This window comes from Bacillus sp. FSL K6-1560, from assembly GCF_038592935.1.
In the GTDB taxonomy this organism is placed as follows: domain Bacteria; phylum Bacillota; class Bacilli; order Bacillales; family Bacillaceae; genus Bacillus; species Bacillus subtilis.
In genome coordinates, this window is sequence record NZ_CP151946.1 from 3848908 (window position 1) to 3865786 (window position 16879).

The 16879-nt window shown below is 41.8% G+C and carries 16 protein-coding genes; 3 read left to right on the forward strand and 13 right to left on the reverse strand.

Going from position 1 to position 16879, the window contains the following annotated elements:
- Positions 1–3 precede the first annotated feature (3 nt).
- The gene (locus tag NYE22_RS20405; protein ID WP_043858166.1) at positions 4–861 is read left to right on the forward strand and encodes a TIGR03943 family protein; all 858 of its coding nucleotides are present in this window, start codon (positions 4–6) and stop codon (positions 859–861) included.
- A gap of 88 nt (positions 862–949) precedes the next feature.
- On the opposite strand, the gene NYE22_RS20410 is transcribed toward NYE22_RS20405, so the two are convergent.
- The 10 genes from NYE22_RS20410 to NYE22_RS20455 form a co-directional block, all read right to left on the reverse strand.
- Complete coding sequence (locus NYE22_RS20410; RefSeq protein WP_042977240.1) at positions 950–1594, reverse strand: ABC transporter ATP-binding protein; 645 nt, start codon at positions 1592–1594, stop codon at positions 950–952.
- A 4-nt stretch (positions 1595–1598) separates the two neighbouring features.
- Positions 1599–3806, reverse strand: a complete 2208-nt coding sequence (locus tag NYE22_RS20415; protein ID WP_161986473.1) for a DUF1430 domain-containing protein — start codon at positions 3804–3806, stop codon at positions 1599–1601.
- A 79-nt stretch (positions 3807–3885) separates the two neighbouring features.
- Positions 3886–4272, reverse strand: coding sequence for a lactococcin 972 family bacteriocin (locus NYE22_RS20420; protein WP_042977243.1), 387 nt, complete (start codon positions 4270–4272; stop codon positions 3886–3888).
- A 191-nt stretch (positions 4273–4463) separates the two neighbouring features.
- On the reverse strand, positions 4464–5693 hold the full coding sequence (gene putR / locus NYE22_RS20425) for a proline utilization transcriptional regulator PutR (protein ID WP_042977244.1): 1230 nt from the start codon (positions 5691–5693) through the stop codon (positions 4464–4466).
- A 152-nt stretch (positions 5694–5845) separates the two neighbouring features.
- Positions 5846–7267: a sodium/proline symporter PutP gene (gene putP / locus NYE22_RS20430; protein ID WP_234398237.1), complete on the reverse strand. Its 1422-nt coding sequence runs from the start codon at positions 7265–7267 to the stop codon at positions 5846–5848.
- Between the two features lie 123 nt (positions 7268–7390).
- Positions 7391–8938, reverse strand: coding sequence for an L-glutamate gamma-semialdehyde dehydrogenase (gene pruA / locus NYE22_RS20435; protein WP_003234655.1), 1548 nt, complete (start codon positions 8936–8938; stop codon positions 7391–7393).
- Between the two features lie 16 nt (positions 8939–8954).
- Positions 8955–9866, reverse strand: a complete 912-nt coding sequence (putB, locus tag NYE22_RS20440; RefSeq protein WP_003246421.1) for a proline dehydrogenase PutB — start codon at positions 9864–9866, stop codon at positions 8955–8957.
- A 189-nt stretch (positions 9867–10055) separates the two neighbouring features.
- Complete coding sequence (locus tag NYE22_RS20445; protein ID WP_342412096.1) at positions 10056–10838, reverse strand: nucleotidyltransferase domain-containing protein; 783 nt, start codon at positions 10836–10838, stop codon at positions 10056–10058.
- 84 nt (positions 10839–10922) lie between these two features.
- Positions 10923–11879, reverse strand: a complete 957-nt coding sequence (gene cah / locus NYE22_RS20450; RefSeq protein ID WP_342412097.1) for a cephalosporin C deacetylase — start codon at positions 11877–11879, stop codon at positions 10923–10925.
- A 71-nt stretch (positions 11880–11950) separates the two neighbouring features.
- Entirely contained in the window at positions 11951–12925 is a 975-nt protein-coding gene (locus NYE22_RS20455) for a LysR family transcriptional regulator (protein WP_021481843.1), read from the reverse strand.
- 117 nt (positions 12926–13042) lie between these two features.
- Between NYE22_RS20455 and NYE22_RS20460 the strand changes: the two genes are divergently transcribed.
- The gene (locus NYE22_RS20460) at positions 13043–13804 is read left to right on the forward strand and encodes a class I SAM-dependent methyltransferase (protein ID WP_342412098.1); all 762 of its coding nucleotides are present in this window, start codon (positions 13043–13045) and stop codon (positions 13802–13804) included.
- 27 nt (positions 13805–13831) lie between these two features.
- Here the strand turns inward: NYE22_RS20460 and NYE22_RS20465 are convergent, their stop codons facing one another.
- Positions 13832–14392, reverse strand: coding sequence for a shikimate kinase (locus NYE22_RS20465; RefSeq protein WP_032724886.1), 561 nt, complete (start codon positions 14390–14392; stop codon positions 13832–13834).
- 277 nt (positions 14393–14669) lie between these two features.
- Here NYE22_RS20465 and tmrB point away from each other — a divergent pair, with 277 nt between their 5' ends.
- Positions 14670–15263 carry a tunicamycin resistance ATP-binding TmrB gene (tmrB, locus tag NYE22_RS20470; RefSeq protein ID WP_161986854.1) on the forward strand — a complete coding sequence of 198 codons (594 nt, stop codon included), beginning with the start codon at positions 14670–14672 and terminating at the stop codon, positions 15261–15263.
- Positions 15264–15312: 49 nt separating this feature from the next.
- Here the strand turns inward: tmrB and nadE are convergent, their stop codons facing one another.
- Positions 15313–16131, reverse strand: coding sequence for an ammonia-dependent NAD(+) synthetase (gene nadE, locus NYE22_RS20475; protein ID WP_003246440.1), 819 nt, complete (start codon positions 16129–16131; stop codon positions 15313–15315).
- 129 nt (positions 16132–16260) lie between these two features.
- Entirely contained in the window at positions 16261–16857 is a 597-nt protein-coding gene (locus NYE22_RS20480) for a DUF1989 domain-containing protein (protein ID WP_003246345.1), read from the reverse strand.
- Positions 16858–16879 lie beyond the last annotated feature (22 nt).

A 16879-nucleotide genomic window follows, 5' to 3' on the forward strand; every position in this document is an offset into this window, starting at 1 on the left:
TGGATGTTTCGTCTATTGGTGCTGATGGGATTTACGTTTTTCTTTTATCATCTGCATGCCTCAGGAAATCTAACAAAATATATCAATATGAAATATGCCTATCTTTCCTTTATTGCGATCTTCCTGCTGGCCATTCTGACCGCCGTCCAAGCATATCTATTTATCAAGTCGCCTGAAAAAAGCGGGCATCACCATGACCATGATTGCGGGTGCGGCCATGATCACGAGCATGACCATGAACAAAACAAGCCATTTTATCAGCGTTATTTGATTTATGTTGTTTTTCTTTTTCCTTTGGTGTCAGGCATCTTCTTCCCGATTGCAACGCTTGACTCATCCATTGTCAAAACAAAAGGGTTCTCGTTTAAGGCGATGGAGAGCGGAGATCACTACTCCCAAACACAGTATTTGCGGCCTGATGCCAGCCTTTATTACGCGCAAGACAGCTATGACAAACAAATGAAACAGCTGTTTAATAAGTATTCCAGCAAAAAAGAGATTTCTCTGACCGATGACGATTTCCTAAAAGGAATGGAAACCATCTATAACTATCCGGGTGAATTTCTCGGACGGACGATAGAATTTCATGGATTTGCTTACAAAGGAAACGCAATTAACAAAAATCAGCTGTTCGTATTAAGGTTTGGCATCATTCACTGTATCGCTGATTCCGGCGTGTACGGGATGCTTGTGGAATTTCCGAAGGACATGGACATCAAGGATGATGAATGGATTCACATTAAGGGCACTCTGGCCTCAGAATATTACCAGCCATTCAAGTCAACTCTCCCTGTCGTCAAAGTAACTGACTGGAATACCATTAAAAAACCTGATGATCCGTATGTTTACAGAGGCTATTAAACAGGTTTGAGGAACAAAATTGTTCCTCAAACCTACTTATATATTTTTTAGCACTTTAACCCTATACATATTAATTTAGTTACTTTTGTCAGTTAAGTTCGATCACTCGACTGCATTGATTTGACACATAAGGATCATGAGTTACTATTATTATTGTTTTATTCATCTGATTTAATTCTTTTAAAAGGGTGATAATTTCATTGCGATTCTTTACATCTAAAGAGCCTGTTGGTTCATCTGCAAGAATAATATCACATGGTTTTAATATGATTCTTGCTATTGCTAATCTTTGTTGTTCGCCCCCAGAAAGCTCATGGACTTTTTGTGTTAAGGACACTTTTTGCAAACCCACTTTTTCAAGAACCGCAATCTTCAATTTTTCCTTTTCTTCTCTCTTTAACTTTTTATAAGTTAATGGGACATCTAAATTCGCACTGATACTAGCATTATCTATCAAGGCGTAATTTTGAAACAAATATGATATTTTAGAACGCAACAATTCATTGGCTCTTCCAGAACCAATTCTCGGAGCAACATCCCCAAGTATTTTAACAATCCCACCATCTGGCTTTTCGAGCATACCCATGATATTAAGTATTGTTGTTTTTCCCGAACCACTGCTACCTGTAATTGCAACCATTTCCCCTTTTTCTATAACAATGTTGACGTTTTCCAATACAACATGTTTCCCGTAAGCTTTTCTTATATTTTGCAATTCCATAACATAACTCAATTAATCAGAAACCTCCTTTCATAACTTTAATCTTGTTTCTTCGTTCTATAATAATTAATGCAATTATCGAAGTAACCAATTCTAAAATTAAAAGAAATACAATACAAATTAATAGGTTTAAAGTTATTCCTCTTTTGATAACAATACAAGATATAAATTGAATAAGCCATAGTATAAAAAACAAGGTCATATAATCTTTAAATGTTCTAAAAAAACCAATACCAAACAATCTATAGACTACAAACTTTTGTTGCTTCTTATTGAAGTATATTACAGAATTTTGCACGATAAGAAGAACCAAAGCGACAGCTAATACAGCAGCTAAAGCTAACAGTGAGCTAATTTCGCTATGTAACTCTTTTATTTCATTCAATGCATATTGATTTAAAGAGACCAAGTACTTCAAATTATCATCAAGATGATATTTTTTTAAATAAGGCACTAATATATTCATTGTCTTTTTTGAATCTCTATTATTTAATTTTATTTTAAGCGGATCTCGACTTCCATTTCCTAAAATTGTATTTCTGTCACCTACCAAGCTATTATTCTCTGTAACAACTTGGATAATAGGATCTATAATTAGATTATCCTCAGCTTTAAAAACTTCTGGGTTAAAACTAAATATTTTCTGACCACTAGCAGTCCAAATAATATGTATTTTAGGTTCTTTTAAATACTTTGGTACATGTCTCCCTAAAAACTCTTCATCATAAGCTACTGCAGATTCTTTTCTATCTTCTTTAAAAAATTTAATTATTTTTTCTCTATGTTGTTTATATTTCTCTGGAACAAGTAATATTAATCTTTTTTCTCTCTCATTAATTGATATTGGTTGTTTTTCTGAGTTGTATACAGGAAATTGTTTTAAATAATTATCATTTACAACAATAGACCTGATTCCCTTATAGCTAGAGTTTAATCGAATAAATTCCTCTTCATATTCTCTTGTATCTATTAAGAGAGCACCCATTTTGTTCAAAATGGGGTAAATATTATCAATATCATTTGTAAGTTGTGGCTTCCCGTTATTAACATCCTCAATATCATGACCTATATACAAAGGATTGAAAACCCCATAATCTTTACTAACCTTCCAATCTTCTAAATGAGATTGTTTTTTTTTCACTTCACTATATTGATTTAAAGTTGAACTACCTATCACAATTATTAAGACCGAACAAACTATTTTTAAAATAGAATTAAAAATAAAGATGCTATTTGTATCTTTCTTATTTTTTATTGCTAGATTAACTTTTACCTTTCTTATATAAAAATAAGTAAGTATTGATAATGAGCCTATAATCAAATAATTAATAATTTGTTTCATGATGGTATTCATAATAAAAGAAAAGGTGGAACCAGGTAAGAAAATTGCGCATATGATTGATAATAACAAAGAAAAACAAAACGTTAATATTAATAATTTCCCTACTATTTGAAACCAAATTCTTAAATTAGAATATCCATGTAATTTTAAAACACCTATTGTTTTTGACTCATTCACGATATAATAAATAAGAAGAAACAATGTTACAATAAGAATCAAATAGTTGTACTGTTGTAATGACGAGGTAGAGACTTCCGCATAACTATCATTAACTTCTCGAGTTTGTAAAAAGTCATTTATTTCAAACGTCGAATCAAATTTTTCATTTATCTCATTAACAAATCCCTTTAAAAAATCTTCAAAAGAATACTTACCTTTAATTTCAGCATAATATGTACCGTTTACAGGAAGATAATCAAATGAGTTTTTTAGTGGTTTAATTGTTATTTCAGAAGTGATACCGAATTTTTCTATTTGTCCTATCTGATTTTTATCCTTTGATTTATGCGTACTTAAGTAAAAATTTTCAGATTGAGTATCCAACTTACTTAAAAATTTCCCTTGTGAGAGTTCAATGCCATTAAAATAGTCAGTTTGTTGCGTTAACAATACATATTTAGAAATTTCCACTTTATCGTTTGTAGAGAAATTAGTAGCCGGCCGAAAAATATTAGTTTTATATTTTTTAGAACTACTCATAATTAGTTCGATCATTTCTTTAGGGTCATTTAGTAAGGGATCATCAGGAATAGTAAAAGGTTTTCCGACAGAACTATCTAGCTGTTCAATTTCTTCAATTTGTTTATTTGCGGTTTCCCTAAAGGTAATCAAAAAGGAGAACAGTGAAGAAATCACTAGAAATAAAATCACAATTTTTCTCACAAAAAAAACTCCTTTATAAAAAGGAGAATCATCGAAAACTAACTCTAGTTTCCGATGATATCCTTATCAAAATTTTATATTAGTAAGTTTTCCAATTGGCCTTTGTCTTAGCATCTGTTGCGCCGCCTGACAAATCGGAGTATGAGGTTGTTCCTGCTTTAGTTTTACCGCTTGAATTAGTTCTTGTCCCTAGAGCACATGATGAAGCATGGGCCTTATCTTTGTGATAATAATTTGACCAAACTTTCTTTTTAAATCCCCAATCAAAATAACCAGCTGTACCGTAATCCCAGTTTCCTCCGCCAACATTTTCATTCGCAAATGGGGTTACTTCAGAGTTTTTCAGAGGCGTATTAGTTAAATCAACCTCGCCACTTGTTGCTGCACCTGCTGCTGATGCTGCTTGTCCAGTTGATAATGCTAATGCTGCTATTAAAGCTGCACTCATGAGACCTTTTTTCACCATAACTGATCCACTCCTTCTTTTTAAATGTAGATTGAATGACAGCGCGCTCATCCGTTCAACCACAACCTGATTATCCCATATATTAACAGTATAGTAAATAAATATTTTTTCCTATAAATGGATCATAAAAGAAAGTGATCTAGATATATTCTATTAACAAACTCGCAGAAAAACTCTCTAAACAGGCTGTTTTATTTCATCAGCATCAAATCGAGATAGAGCTGGCACCGCGTTCTGAAATCGCTTAAATCGATCGACGTCATCTCAGTAATTTGTTTGATGCGGTAATTCAATGTATTTTGGTGAATAAACAGCTGTTCTGCCGCTGGTTTTGTTTTGCAGTTGTTGAGGAGATAGATTTCCAAGGTTTTGAGCAGCTCAGTGCTGCTTTCTTCGTCTTTCGCTTTTAATAAAGCTAAATCTTTATTCTCGTATTCTAAAAATTCATTTTTCTGTTCGATGCTTTCTAAATAACGGTAAATGCCGAGTTTGGCATATTCATATGGAATGTTTTCCTGATTGCCGGTGATTTCTGCGGCTTTGATGACTTCAAGTGCTTCTGTGTAGCTCTTGCCAAGTTTTAATAGGTGATTATATTCGTTTCCGATACCGATATAAATAGGGGTAGGTATTTTTTGAAAGTGAAAATGTGTTAACAGCTTGTTAATAAACTCAGAAGCTGCTGAGGAGACGGAGCTTTTTTGGGAAAAACTCGCTACGACGATGACAATGTTTGATTCGATCGTTAAGACATGACTGACCTTATCCCGTAAATTCAGGTACGACCTGATATTTTCCTTTAAATCCTCAACCGCTTCCCCATCCCCATTTGCGGCGTGCAGGATCACAACTGAAAACATGGAAGGCAGCACGGTGTTGATCCTTTCAGCTTCCCGTCTGAGTTCCTTCTCAGAGGTAAATTGCTGGTAGATCGCCCGTTTGATGAGATCCTCTGCTTTTTCTTCCTTTTCCTGTTTCAATTTATTCGTTTTATAAATGATTTTCCCGACATGGAAGGAGGTCTCGTACAAAAAGTCGAGCTCTTCATCCGTCAGATTTTGGTCCAGCTCCTGAATCCAGATGTAGCCCATGACTTCCCCTTTGTGCTTTGCACTCACGACCACCCTCTGGTTTAACCCAATGCTTTCAATTTTATTGACGCGAAAAGGCTCAGGCTCTGTTTTCAATTTTTCAATAATTCCGTCCTTCAGAAACCTCTCAAAAATCTGGACCGGACACTTTTTCGAAAAAATAGTCTGCTGGTTGGCAGAATCAAAATGGTTAATATAGTAAGAATTATAGGCTAACAAAAAGAAATCCGCGCTTTCCAGTATCACTGGCTTTTGCAGCTCATAGCTAATAAAATCAATCAGTTTATCAACATCTGAAAATGAAAAAACTCTCTCTAAAAGCTCTTCCATACCTTTTTCTCCTATACTTTTTTTACTTTAATCATATCCATACGGGGTCTTTTTGTATAGAAAAAAATACGTTTGTTTCCAAAAGAAAAAAATGGCCGCTTAAAAGGAGAAAAGAGGAAAAAGGGACAGCCCCTTCCTCCTCCTTTCGATCTTTATTGTGACATTGTATCTTGGTAGTCGTTGAACTGGTCTGTGACAGCTTGTGACGGAGCCTGCGTCAATATGCTGACAAAAAACACAGATAATAGACTCGCAGCAAAACCAGGTATCATTTCATACAGAAAGTCCGAAAGACCGGCATTCGCCCAAATGATTACAGTCGCTGCTCCCACAATCATGCCGGCGAGTGCCCCCCATTTGGTCATTCGTTTCCAAAACAGACTGAGCAGTACAACCGGCCCGAATGATGCACCGAAGCCCGCCCACGCGTAGCTGACCAATCCAAGGATAGTGTTATTTTTCTCCCAAGCCAGAACCAACGCGACAATTGAAACAGCCAGAACAGCCAGACGGCCTAAAAACACCAGCTCTTTATCTGAAGCTGAGCGTCTGAACATCGACTTATACAAATCTTCTACCAGAGAGCTTGATGTCACAAGCAGCTGAGAAGAAATGGTACTCATAATCGCAGCCAAAATCGCTGAAATCAGAAAACCCGTGATAATCGGATGAAACAAGATATTCCCTAATTGAATAAAAATCGTCTCTGGGTCCTTCAGTGTCATGCCGCGCTGATGGTAATAAGCGATTCCGCCCAAACCGGTCAGCACTGCGCCTACTGCAGACAAAATCATCCAGCCCATCCCGATTCTGCGCGCTCTTTTGATCTCTTTGACAGACGTGATCGCCATAAAACGCACAATAATATGCGGCTGGCCAAAGTATCCCAGCCCCCAGGCAAACAAAGAAATAATGCCAAGGACGCTCGTTCCTTTGAAAATATTAAACATATCAGGATCTACAGAGCGGATTTCAGCAACTGTATCACCTGCTCCTCCCGTGTGGAAAAACGTAACGATCGGCACAAGAATGAGTGCGGCAAACATAATGATCCCCTGAACAAAATCTGTCCAGCTGACTGCCAAAAAGCCGCCAAACAGGGTATATGCCACAACAACACCCGTCACAATCCACAGGCCGGTGTGATAATCCATCCCCAAGATGCTGTTGAATAAGACGCCGCCGGACACCATTCCGGACGATACATAAAACGTGAAAAAGACTAAAATGACAATTCCTGAAAACAGTCTGAGAAGCTTTGTTTGATCTCCGAAGCGATTTTCCAGGAATCCGGGAATTGTAATGGAATTCCCCGCTTTTTCAGTATAGGTTCTCAGCCGCGGTGCGACGTAAAGCCAGTTCGCCCACGCTCCAAGGCAAAGTCCGAACACAATCCAAACTCCGCTCAGACCAGTAGAAAACATGGCGCCCGGAAGCCCCATTAGCAGCCAGCCGCTCATATCGGCAGCGCCGGCACTGAGAGCAGTTACTGCCGGACCCAAAGAGCGTCCTCCCAGCATGTAATCCGTCAGATTCGACGTACGCTTGTAAGCAAAGTAGCCGATTAGCAGCATTCCCGCCATATAAATACAAATCGAAATAATCAGCTGTGTGTTTTCTATGGCACTTCCTCCTCTTTTTTATAGTATATGGATGAAATGGACACCCCCGCAGGGAGGATGCCCATTTAGTCCCGCTTAGAACATTTCACTGATTGTTTTTGCTTGCATATGCAGAGCCAAGTAATCCGGCCCGCCTGCTTTTGAATCCGTTCCCGACATTTTGAAGCCGCCAAACGGATGGTAGCCGACGATAGCACCTGTACAGTTGCGGTTGAAGTATAGGTTTCCGACATGGAATTCCTGTTTCGCACGCTCGATGTGCTTGCGGTTGTTTGTGATAACCGCGCCTGTCAAACCATATTCAGTATTGTTTGCCACTTCTAAAGCTTCATCAAAGTCTGACACTTTACAAAATGCAACGACAGGTCCGAAAATTTCTTCCTGCATGAGTCTTGCTTTCGGATCAAGGTCAGCGAAGATCGTCGGTTTGATGAAGTATCCTTTCGAATCATCACCAGTACCGCCGCTTACTAAACGCCCTTCCTGTTTTCCGATCTCAATATAGCTCATAATTTTATCATAAGAACCTTGGTCAATGACAGGTCCCATATAAACATCTGCACTGTCAGGTTTAGCTGTTACTTTTGATTCCGTAATTTCAATGACACGCTCTAATACTTGATCATACACTTTTTCATGAACTACTGCACGTGAACCTGCAGAGCATTTTTGTCCCGCAAAGCCGAATGCTGAAGTAAAGATCGATTGAGCCGCTAATTCAATGTCCGCATCCTCATCAACAACAACCGTATCTTTACCGCCCATTTCAGCGATGACACGCTTTAAATGCTGCTGGCCCGGCTGAACCTTCGCCGCGCGTTCGAAAATTCTCGTACCAACTTCTCTTGATCCCGTAAATGTGATAAGGCTTGTTTTCGGATGGTCAACAAGATAGTCGCCTACTTCCGCTCCGCTTCCCGGAACAAAGTTGACTACGCCTTTTGGCAATCCGGACTCTTCAAGCACCTCAACAAATTTTGCTGCAATAACAGGTGTAGCACTCGCAGGTTTCAGAACCACTGTGTTTCCAGTAACGATCGGCGCCACTGTTGTGCCTGCCATGATCGCAAACAAGAAGTTCCAAGGCGGGATAACGACTGTCACTCCAGTCGGCGTGTATACATATTGGTTTTTCTCGCCTTCACGGCTGTTGACCGGTTTTCCTTTTGCCAGTTCGATCATTTGTCGTGCATAATACTCCATGAAGTCAATCGCTTCAGCCGTATCGGCGTCCGCCTCGTTCCAAGGCTTTCCTGCTTCTTTCACAAGCAAAGCTGAGAATTCATGTTTTCTTCTGCGGACTTTGGCAGCAGCGCGGAACAGGACAGCCGCTCTCTCTTCTGGAGACGTGTATCTCCACTCTTCAAATGCTTTTGCAGCCGCTTGAATCGCTTGCTCAGCGTGCTCTTGAGAAGCTTTTGACACTCGGCCGACGACTTCTTCTTTATCAGCCGGGTTGATTGAAACGATTTTCGCTTCCGTTTCCACTCTCTCGCCGTTAATGACAAGCGGATAGTCTTTTCCTAAATATTCGCTTACTGTCGCAAGCGCTTTTTTAAACGCTTCCACGTTGTTTTGATCTTGGAAATTTGTGAATGGCTCGTGTTTGTAAGGTGTTGTCATGATAATCTCTCCTTTTTTACTTCTTTGTCATTCCTTTGAAAGCAAATGCAATGTTTGACGGACGTTCTGCAAGGCGTCTCATAAAGTAGCCGTACCAATCCTCGCCGTATGGCAGGTAGACTCTCATGTTATAACCTTCTTTTACGAGGCTGAGCTGGGTTTGCGACCGCATGCCGTACAGCATCTGAAATTCAAACTTGTCATTGGCAATGCCATGTTCCTTGGCAAGCTGCTTTGTAAAGTCGATCATTTTGTCGTCATGTGTGGCAATCGCTGTATAGTGACCGTTTAAGAGCTGCTTTCGGATGATTTTTTTGTAATTTTCATCGACATCGCTTTTCTCCGGGAAAGCTACTTTTTCTGATTCTTTATAAGCTCCTTTTACAAGGCGAAGGAACGGGTTTAAAGAATCCAAATCGTCAATGTCTTTTTCCGTCCGGTACAGATAGGCTTGCAGCACTGTGCTCACATGCTCGTATTTCTTTCTGAAATCTTTGAAAATATCAAGCGTTTTCTGGCATCTGACTTCGTCCTCCATGTCAATGGTGACCATGATTTTATGTTTCTCGGCCGTCTGAAGGATTTTTGTCATATTTTCATACACCAAATCCATATCTATATCCAAACCTAAAGACGTCATTTTTAAAGAAACGTGTGAGTTCAGCTCCTGATCCGCGATGGTCGCAATGGTTTGAATGCACTCTTCCGTACGCTCCCGTGCGACCTCGGCGCTGTTCACAAACTCGCCTAAATGATCGACAGTAACTGACAGGCCTTGGCTGTTAAGCTGTCGAATGGTCGGGATTGAACTGTTAAAGTCATTCCCGCCGATAATTTTACCCGCTGCTACCCGGCTTCCCCAGTTCCTCGCCATTTTATTGAGAAAGCCGCTTTTGGATAAAAATAAGAAAAAATCTCTTGTGATCACTTCCAACCTCAACACCCCGCAATCTAAGAAGTATTTGTATGAGTTTATTGTAAATGGACAAAACCGACGTTCACAATATTCTCAAAATACAAAGATTCTGATTATTTTTGTGGGTTTGCCACAATCAGATAGTTAGAAAGTCGGGGGGGATTCTGTCGAATAAAGGAGAAAAGGAAGCGACAAAAAACATCAGCTTCCTCCATCCTTCCACACTTCTTCAACCGTATTCAAAAGCAAACGGTTCAACTCAGGTGTTATATCTTTTTTCTCTGCCTTCAGTTCTTTTGCCGCTTCCATGATTCTTTCGATTTCCGTTTCAATGAATTGGTGAATAACATCGATTCTTGCTTCGAGGTCAAGCTCTTCCCCTCTTCTTTTCCGTTCAAGCAAGGTTTCCATTTCAGCCTTCAGCTCGGGTTCAGCAACAAGTTCATTCATCAAAACAGTAAAGTCCATTGGCGGAATGGTTCCGTGCTTTTCAATCCATTGACAAGCCAAAATAGGCCGAAGAACGTAGAAGTACTTTTTAATTTTGACCTCTTGTCCTTGTAGATAATCTTTGACGTTCCTTCTCGCCATATTGATATAGTGATACACGCTTGCTTCAGGCTTAAATGCCTCCGTGCGCAGTTTTCTTAACTGCTCTGCGGTCGTAAATGCTTCGTAATACACAATGTCTGAGGACAGCCATTCGAGGAGCGGAGGGTTTGACTTTTTGAAAAGCCGAAGCGTTTTTCTCAGCTCCCAGCCGCTGATATCCAGCAAATCGTGAATCGGTTTCTCAATGACATCACGCTCCTGCTCAATTGAAAAATACCACTCCTTTTTCGGCACATAAATAAAGCGGACGTCGTAATCACTATCCTGCGACGGAAATCCCCATGCTCGGCTTCCTGACTCGACGGCATACACGATTTTGACTCCGTATGACTGCTCGATCCGTTTTAATTCATCAATGATTCTTTGTTTCATATCTATTCGTCTCCAGTCTGTTCTCATTCCGGCAGTTTGCAGAAAAAAACCGCCTGATGATATGCGGCGGCTTTTCACATTTTATCAGCCTTTAAGATGCTGCTTAAAGAAAGCAAGTTTTTCCGTTTGAAAAGCAGGGATATACTCATGTCCGAAGTAGCGGTACACCTTCAGCTCTTTCTCTGTTTCCAAATGATTGTAGGCGGCAAACACGGTGGACGGCGGCGTGACCTTGTCAATCAGGCCGATTGACATCAGGACAGGCACCTTCACTCGGTCAGCGAGATTCATAATATCGAAATATGAAAGTGTCTTCATCGCCTGCACTTCTGTTTCCGGGCTGCCATTTCTTCTGAAGAAGGAATTGATTTCAAGGTACGGCTGTTCAAGCGCCACATCAATGGCCCGTTCGAAGTTGCTTAAATAAGGATAATCGGCAACCGCGGCTTTTGGAATGTCTGACAGCGCTGCTGCGGCAATGGTTAAACCTCCGCCTTGGCTTCCTCCTGTCACACCAATCCTTGTTTCATCAACCTCGTCGAAGCTGCTGATGACCTCAAGCGCGCGGACGGCGTCCAAATAAACACCGCGGTAATAGTATGTATCTTTATCCAGAATTCCTTTCGTCATCCAGCCCAAAGCGTGACCGTGCGGTGAAATAATCGTATCCTCGCTGCTCTGCTGGCCGCGGACAAGCATGCCGAATGCGGCGTAGCCATGGAGTGCCCAGTTTACCATTTCATGAATCTCACCATCATAGCTTGCATTGTAGCCATGATATTTCACGATCGCCGGATGCGGGCCTTCCTTGTCAGGCACCGCGTACCATCCGGTAATGCGGGCGTTTTCGAAGCTTTTATATGTGAGACGGTACACTTTTACTCCGTCAGCAGGATAGTCAACCGGCTGTAAATCAGGTTCTGCTTGGACTTTTGCAAGTTCCTCCAAAGACAATTTCCAAAACTCAGAAAAATCTTTCGGTGCTGTTTTTTCAGGCTTATATGTTTGCAATTGGTCGAGCGGCAGATCGAATAGTTGCATTTCCGATTATTCCCCTTTGTTTTATAAGATATAGTTTGTATTCCTATACTACCACGTTTCGGCTTTGTTTTCTAAATATTTTCATCTTTGTTTCCCAGACAGCCTTCATCAAACGTTTGTTTAAGACTTTCCCGGCTTAGTTCCATAAAGGCCCGGGCGGTCAGACTGACATAGCGGTTCTTTAAAAAGACGAAGACGAGGGTTCGTGATGGCGCGGATTGAATCGATAAATAGATCACACCCGGATCTTTATCCCTTCTGACCATATTCGGCGCCATTGTCACACCTAATCCGTTAGCCACAAGAGATTGGGCGGTTTCAATATGGCTTGTCTTAAAGGCGGCATTCGGCTTAAAGCCGCTTTCCGCACAGAGATCGAGAACTGTCCTGCGAAAGCCGAAGCCTTCTTTTAACAGAATAAATGGCACGTTCCTTACCATGTCAAGCGGCACACACGGCTGGTGTCCCTCATCTTCTTCCAGCGCTTTCTCAATCAGCGCGACCATTTCCGGCGGCATCCACCTTTGTTTTTCCTTCGGCACCGCGAGAACAATCGGTTCCGTGAGCAAGGGTATAATGGAGAGCCGTTCATCCTCGATCGGCAAGGATAAAACAGAAAGGTCAACTTCTCCCTTTGCCGTCATCTCCTCTAATGAAACCGGATCTTTTTCAACAAGCTGAACCTCCACATGAGGATAGCGCGCCAAAAACTGCTTCAGCAGCGGAGGAAAGAGATATCTCCCTGTTACAGCAGGAATCCCGATGGATAATTTATGACCGATTCCCTGTGATCGCTCCTGCATTTCCCGAAGCAAATCATCTCTGGAACGAATGATGTCCTCGGCTTTTTCAATGAAACGCCTGCCGTGGGGTGTCAGTGTAACAGAGCCATGAGATCTGTGAAAAAGGGTAAGCCCCAGCTCAGCCTCAAGCTTTTTGATTTGCTGGCTGAGAGACGGCTGTGCGATATGAAGATGTTCCGCCGCCTTTGTAAAGCTTTGGCGCCGGGCAATTTCCGCTGCATATTCCATCACTTTAATATCCATTTCAGCCTCCATAGGTTGAACCTATCGTTTTCATCATTTTTATATCTTGGACGAATCATAACAGAAATTGCTAACATAATCCATATCATCATTTACGAAAAGAAGGAGCTGGTTCAAATGACAAATGAAACACCGTTTTCTAAAAACGCCGAGATGTATCGGGATGAAAAGGTATTTGCCGAGGGGGAAGATTTGGGGTTGATGATCAAAACAGCGGAATGCCGGGCAGAGCATCGGGTGCTGGATATCGGAGCGGGCGCCGGCCATACGGCCCTGGCATTTTCTCCTTATGTACAGGAGTGCATCGGTGTTGATGCGACGAAAGAGATGGTTGAGGTTGCGTCCTCCTTCGCGCAAGAAAAAGGAGCTGAAAACGTACGCTTTCAGCAAGGAACGGCAGAGTCACTCCCCTTCCCCGACGATTCATTTGACATCATCACCTGCCGATACGCAGCCCACCATTTTTCAGATGTCCGCAAAGCTGTCAGAGAGGTTGCACGCGTACTAAAACAGGACGGACGTTTTCTCTTAGTTGATCATTACGCGCCTGAAGATCCCGTTCTTGATGAGTTTGTCAATCATTTGAACCGGCTTCGAGACCCTTCCCATGTTCGTGAAAGCTCATTATCAGAATGGCAGGCGATGTTCAGCGCCAATCAACTGGCCTATCAAGACATCCAAAAGTGGAACTTGCCGATTCAATACGATAGCTGGATCAAACGAGGCGGAACCCCCGCTGATCGAGAAAAACAAATCATTGCCCACTTGAACCACGCATCAGACGAAGCACAAGACACGTTCTGTATTACATTAAACCAAAACGGACAGCCCATCTCCTTTTGTTTAAAAGCGATTTTGATACAAGGGATAAAACGATAAAAAAAGCCGTGCGCTGCGCACGGCTTTTTACATCGGCTGATAAAGATCCCAGCCAAATTTTAATGTCTCAACAATGTAATCGGCAACCTCTTCCGGGGAAAGGTTGTCTGTTGCCACTTTTGAATTGTGCTTGTCATAAATGACTTTTCTTTCGTTAAACAGCTGTTCCATTTCATCCATTGAACGGTTATGCAGTACAGGGCGGCTTTCGATCAATAAATCCGCGCGCTGCTTCCAGTTCTCCCATGACAGGTCCAGATGAAGCACGAGACAGTTTTCCAGACAGCAATTCCTGATTTCTTCTTGTTTAAAAGATCCCCCGCCCAGAGATACGATTTTGAATCGTTTATGATGGCAGATGTCTAAAATATATTCCTTCTCCGTTTTCCGGAAAAAGTCTTCTCCCTTTTTCTCAAATATCTCAGGAATTGACATATTGAAATCCTTTTCGATCTGCTGGTCAATATCAATAAAATCTCTATATAATTTTTTAGCGACCAATTGGCCGATTGTTGTTTTTCCTACACCCATGAATCCGATCAGGACGATATTTCTTTCTCTTACTGGGATGGCTCGTTTAGCGTTCATCTTCGGCGAAATCCTCCTAAGGAATGAAATTTTATATTCATTATATGCTTATTTAGCGAATATTTATATAGATACCGGCTTTACCGGTCAAGCTTATAGTGCGCTTTGTTGTTTAGCCATTTTTGCCTGAATGACATTCATTGTACAACATTTCCGCAGGTATTTTAATACTTCGACGCAAAAAAGCATTAAAACCTTCCGCCTTTATTGTTTTTCCAGCTGACTCTTCGATGGAAGGGTCTTTTTCTGTATGATAAATAGGAAGGGAGAAATGGCGATGATCATTTGGATAAACGGGGCATTCGGTTCCGGAAAAACACAAACAGCCTTCGAACTGCACAGAAGGCTGAACCCATCTTACGTGTATGATCCCGAGAAAATGGGTTTTGCGCTGCGCTCCATGGTGCCGCAGGAGATCGCAAAGGACGATTTTCAAAGCTATCCTTTATGGCGGGCGTTCAATTACAGTTTGCTAGCTTCTCTGACAGATACATACCGCGGCACCATTATTGTGCCTATGACGATTGTACATCCTGAATACTTCAATGAGATCATCGGCAGGCTCAGACATGAAGGCAGGATCGTTCACCACTTTACATTAATGGCTTCAAAGGAAACCTTGTTAAAAAGGCTGCGCACCAGAGCAGAAGGAAAAAACTCATGGGCCGCCAAACAAATTGACCGCTGCGTTGAAGGTTTATCATCACCCATTTTTGAGGACCACATTCAAACAGACAACCTGTCGATTCAGGATGTGGCAGAGAACATTGCCGCGAGAGCCGAACTCCCATTAGATCCTGATACGAGAGGCATCCTCCGAAGGTTCACCGACAGATTAATGGTAAAGCTGAATCATATCCGCATCAAATAAAGCTCCTGTACACGACAAAAGCCCGCTCCGAGAGCGGGCTTTCTTCAACTTATTTCCACCAGTCATCAAACATAGACGCCGGAACCTGGCGTTTATGTTCAGTCATGCTGTAGCGTTTTTCCAGCGCTTCTGATACTTTCGCTGATACTTCTTTTCCTTCGAGATAATCGTCAATCTCGTCGTAGGAAATGCCAAGCTCTGTTTCATCCGACTGCTGCGGTTTTTCGTCGAGCAGATCGGCAGTCGGTTCTTTTAAGTATAAGCGTTCCGGTGCACCCAGCTCTTTCAGCAGGGTTCTTCCCTGGCGCTTCGTCAAGCCTGTCAGCGGCAGGAGGTCTGCTCCGCCGTCACCGTACTTCGTAAAGAAACCAGTCACTGCTTCAGCAGCATGGTCTGTTCCTAACACAAGAAGGCCTTCCTGGCCGCCGATCGCGTATTGCGCGATCATTCTTGTTCTTGCTTTTACGTTTCCTTTATTAAAGTCCGTCAGCTGATCGCCTGTTTCCTGCTGATACTGATCAGAAAAAGCGCTGACTGTTGATTTAATATCAAACTTCCATGATTTATCCGGCTTAATAAACTTCAAAGCAAGCTGGGCATCGTCTTCATCCTGCTGTGTGCCATGCGGAAGACGGACAGCGATAAATTGAGCGTCTCCGCCCTCCTCGCGAATGCTCTCCACCGCAAGCTGAGCGAGTCTTCCCGCAAGTGTTGAATCCTGGCCGCCGCTGATTCCCAATACAAAGCCTTTAGCACCAGTTTTCTTTACATATTGTTTTAAAAAATTGACTCGGTCCTCAATTTCTTGCTTTGGATCAATTGAGGGCTTCACATGTAACTCACGCATAATCTTTTCCTGCATGCTCATCCCAATCATTCCTCCTGTACATTTTCCCTTGTTACTGATCATTTCCCCAAATCAATGAAAATGAATCATGACTGTTATGTATCCCTATTAAATATAGCACAGGTCTTCATTCACAGTGAACAAGAGAGATCAGCTGACTTCAACCCGTATGGATGTCACACTGTCGCCATTGCATTTCCCTTTTTCAATCGGGCAGGAAGAAAACGCGACAATTAAATCCATCTCCGCCCTGAGCCTTACATAATCTCCGGCATTCGAAAGCGGCGTTTCCACAGACAGATTCCCTTTCTCATCAAGGACAGTATTCATAAAAATCGCAAATGGGTAATGCATGTGAGGCTTCGGTACGCCAAACTGCTCAAGCGCACGGTTCATATTGTCATAGCACGTATCCTGAAACTCATCCTTTTGCTTCCCATATAAGAGCCTGTTCATATCAGGACGGCAGGCGGGCAGCAGCAGATCATGCTTGCCGACCGTATCTTCAATCAGGGTTAACATCGGCTTATACAGGTTGGAGTAGAGATGGTCGTTGACCTTCACATGAATGGAGTGATTGGCGTCTATCGTCGCTCCCTGATCAAGGTGTTCATAAAAATCCTTGGCATGGTATGCGACAAAATCAGCCACCTGCTGCCCTTCTACATCAACCACCTTTAAAATCTGACCCTTTTTCAGCTTCAGCCCAAGCCCTTTTTTCGGCTCCACAATATATTGCTGTGTCATTGGTTTGCTCCTTTTTTCATTA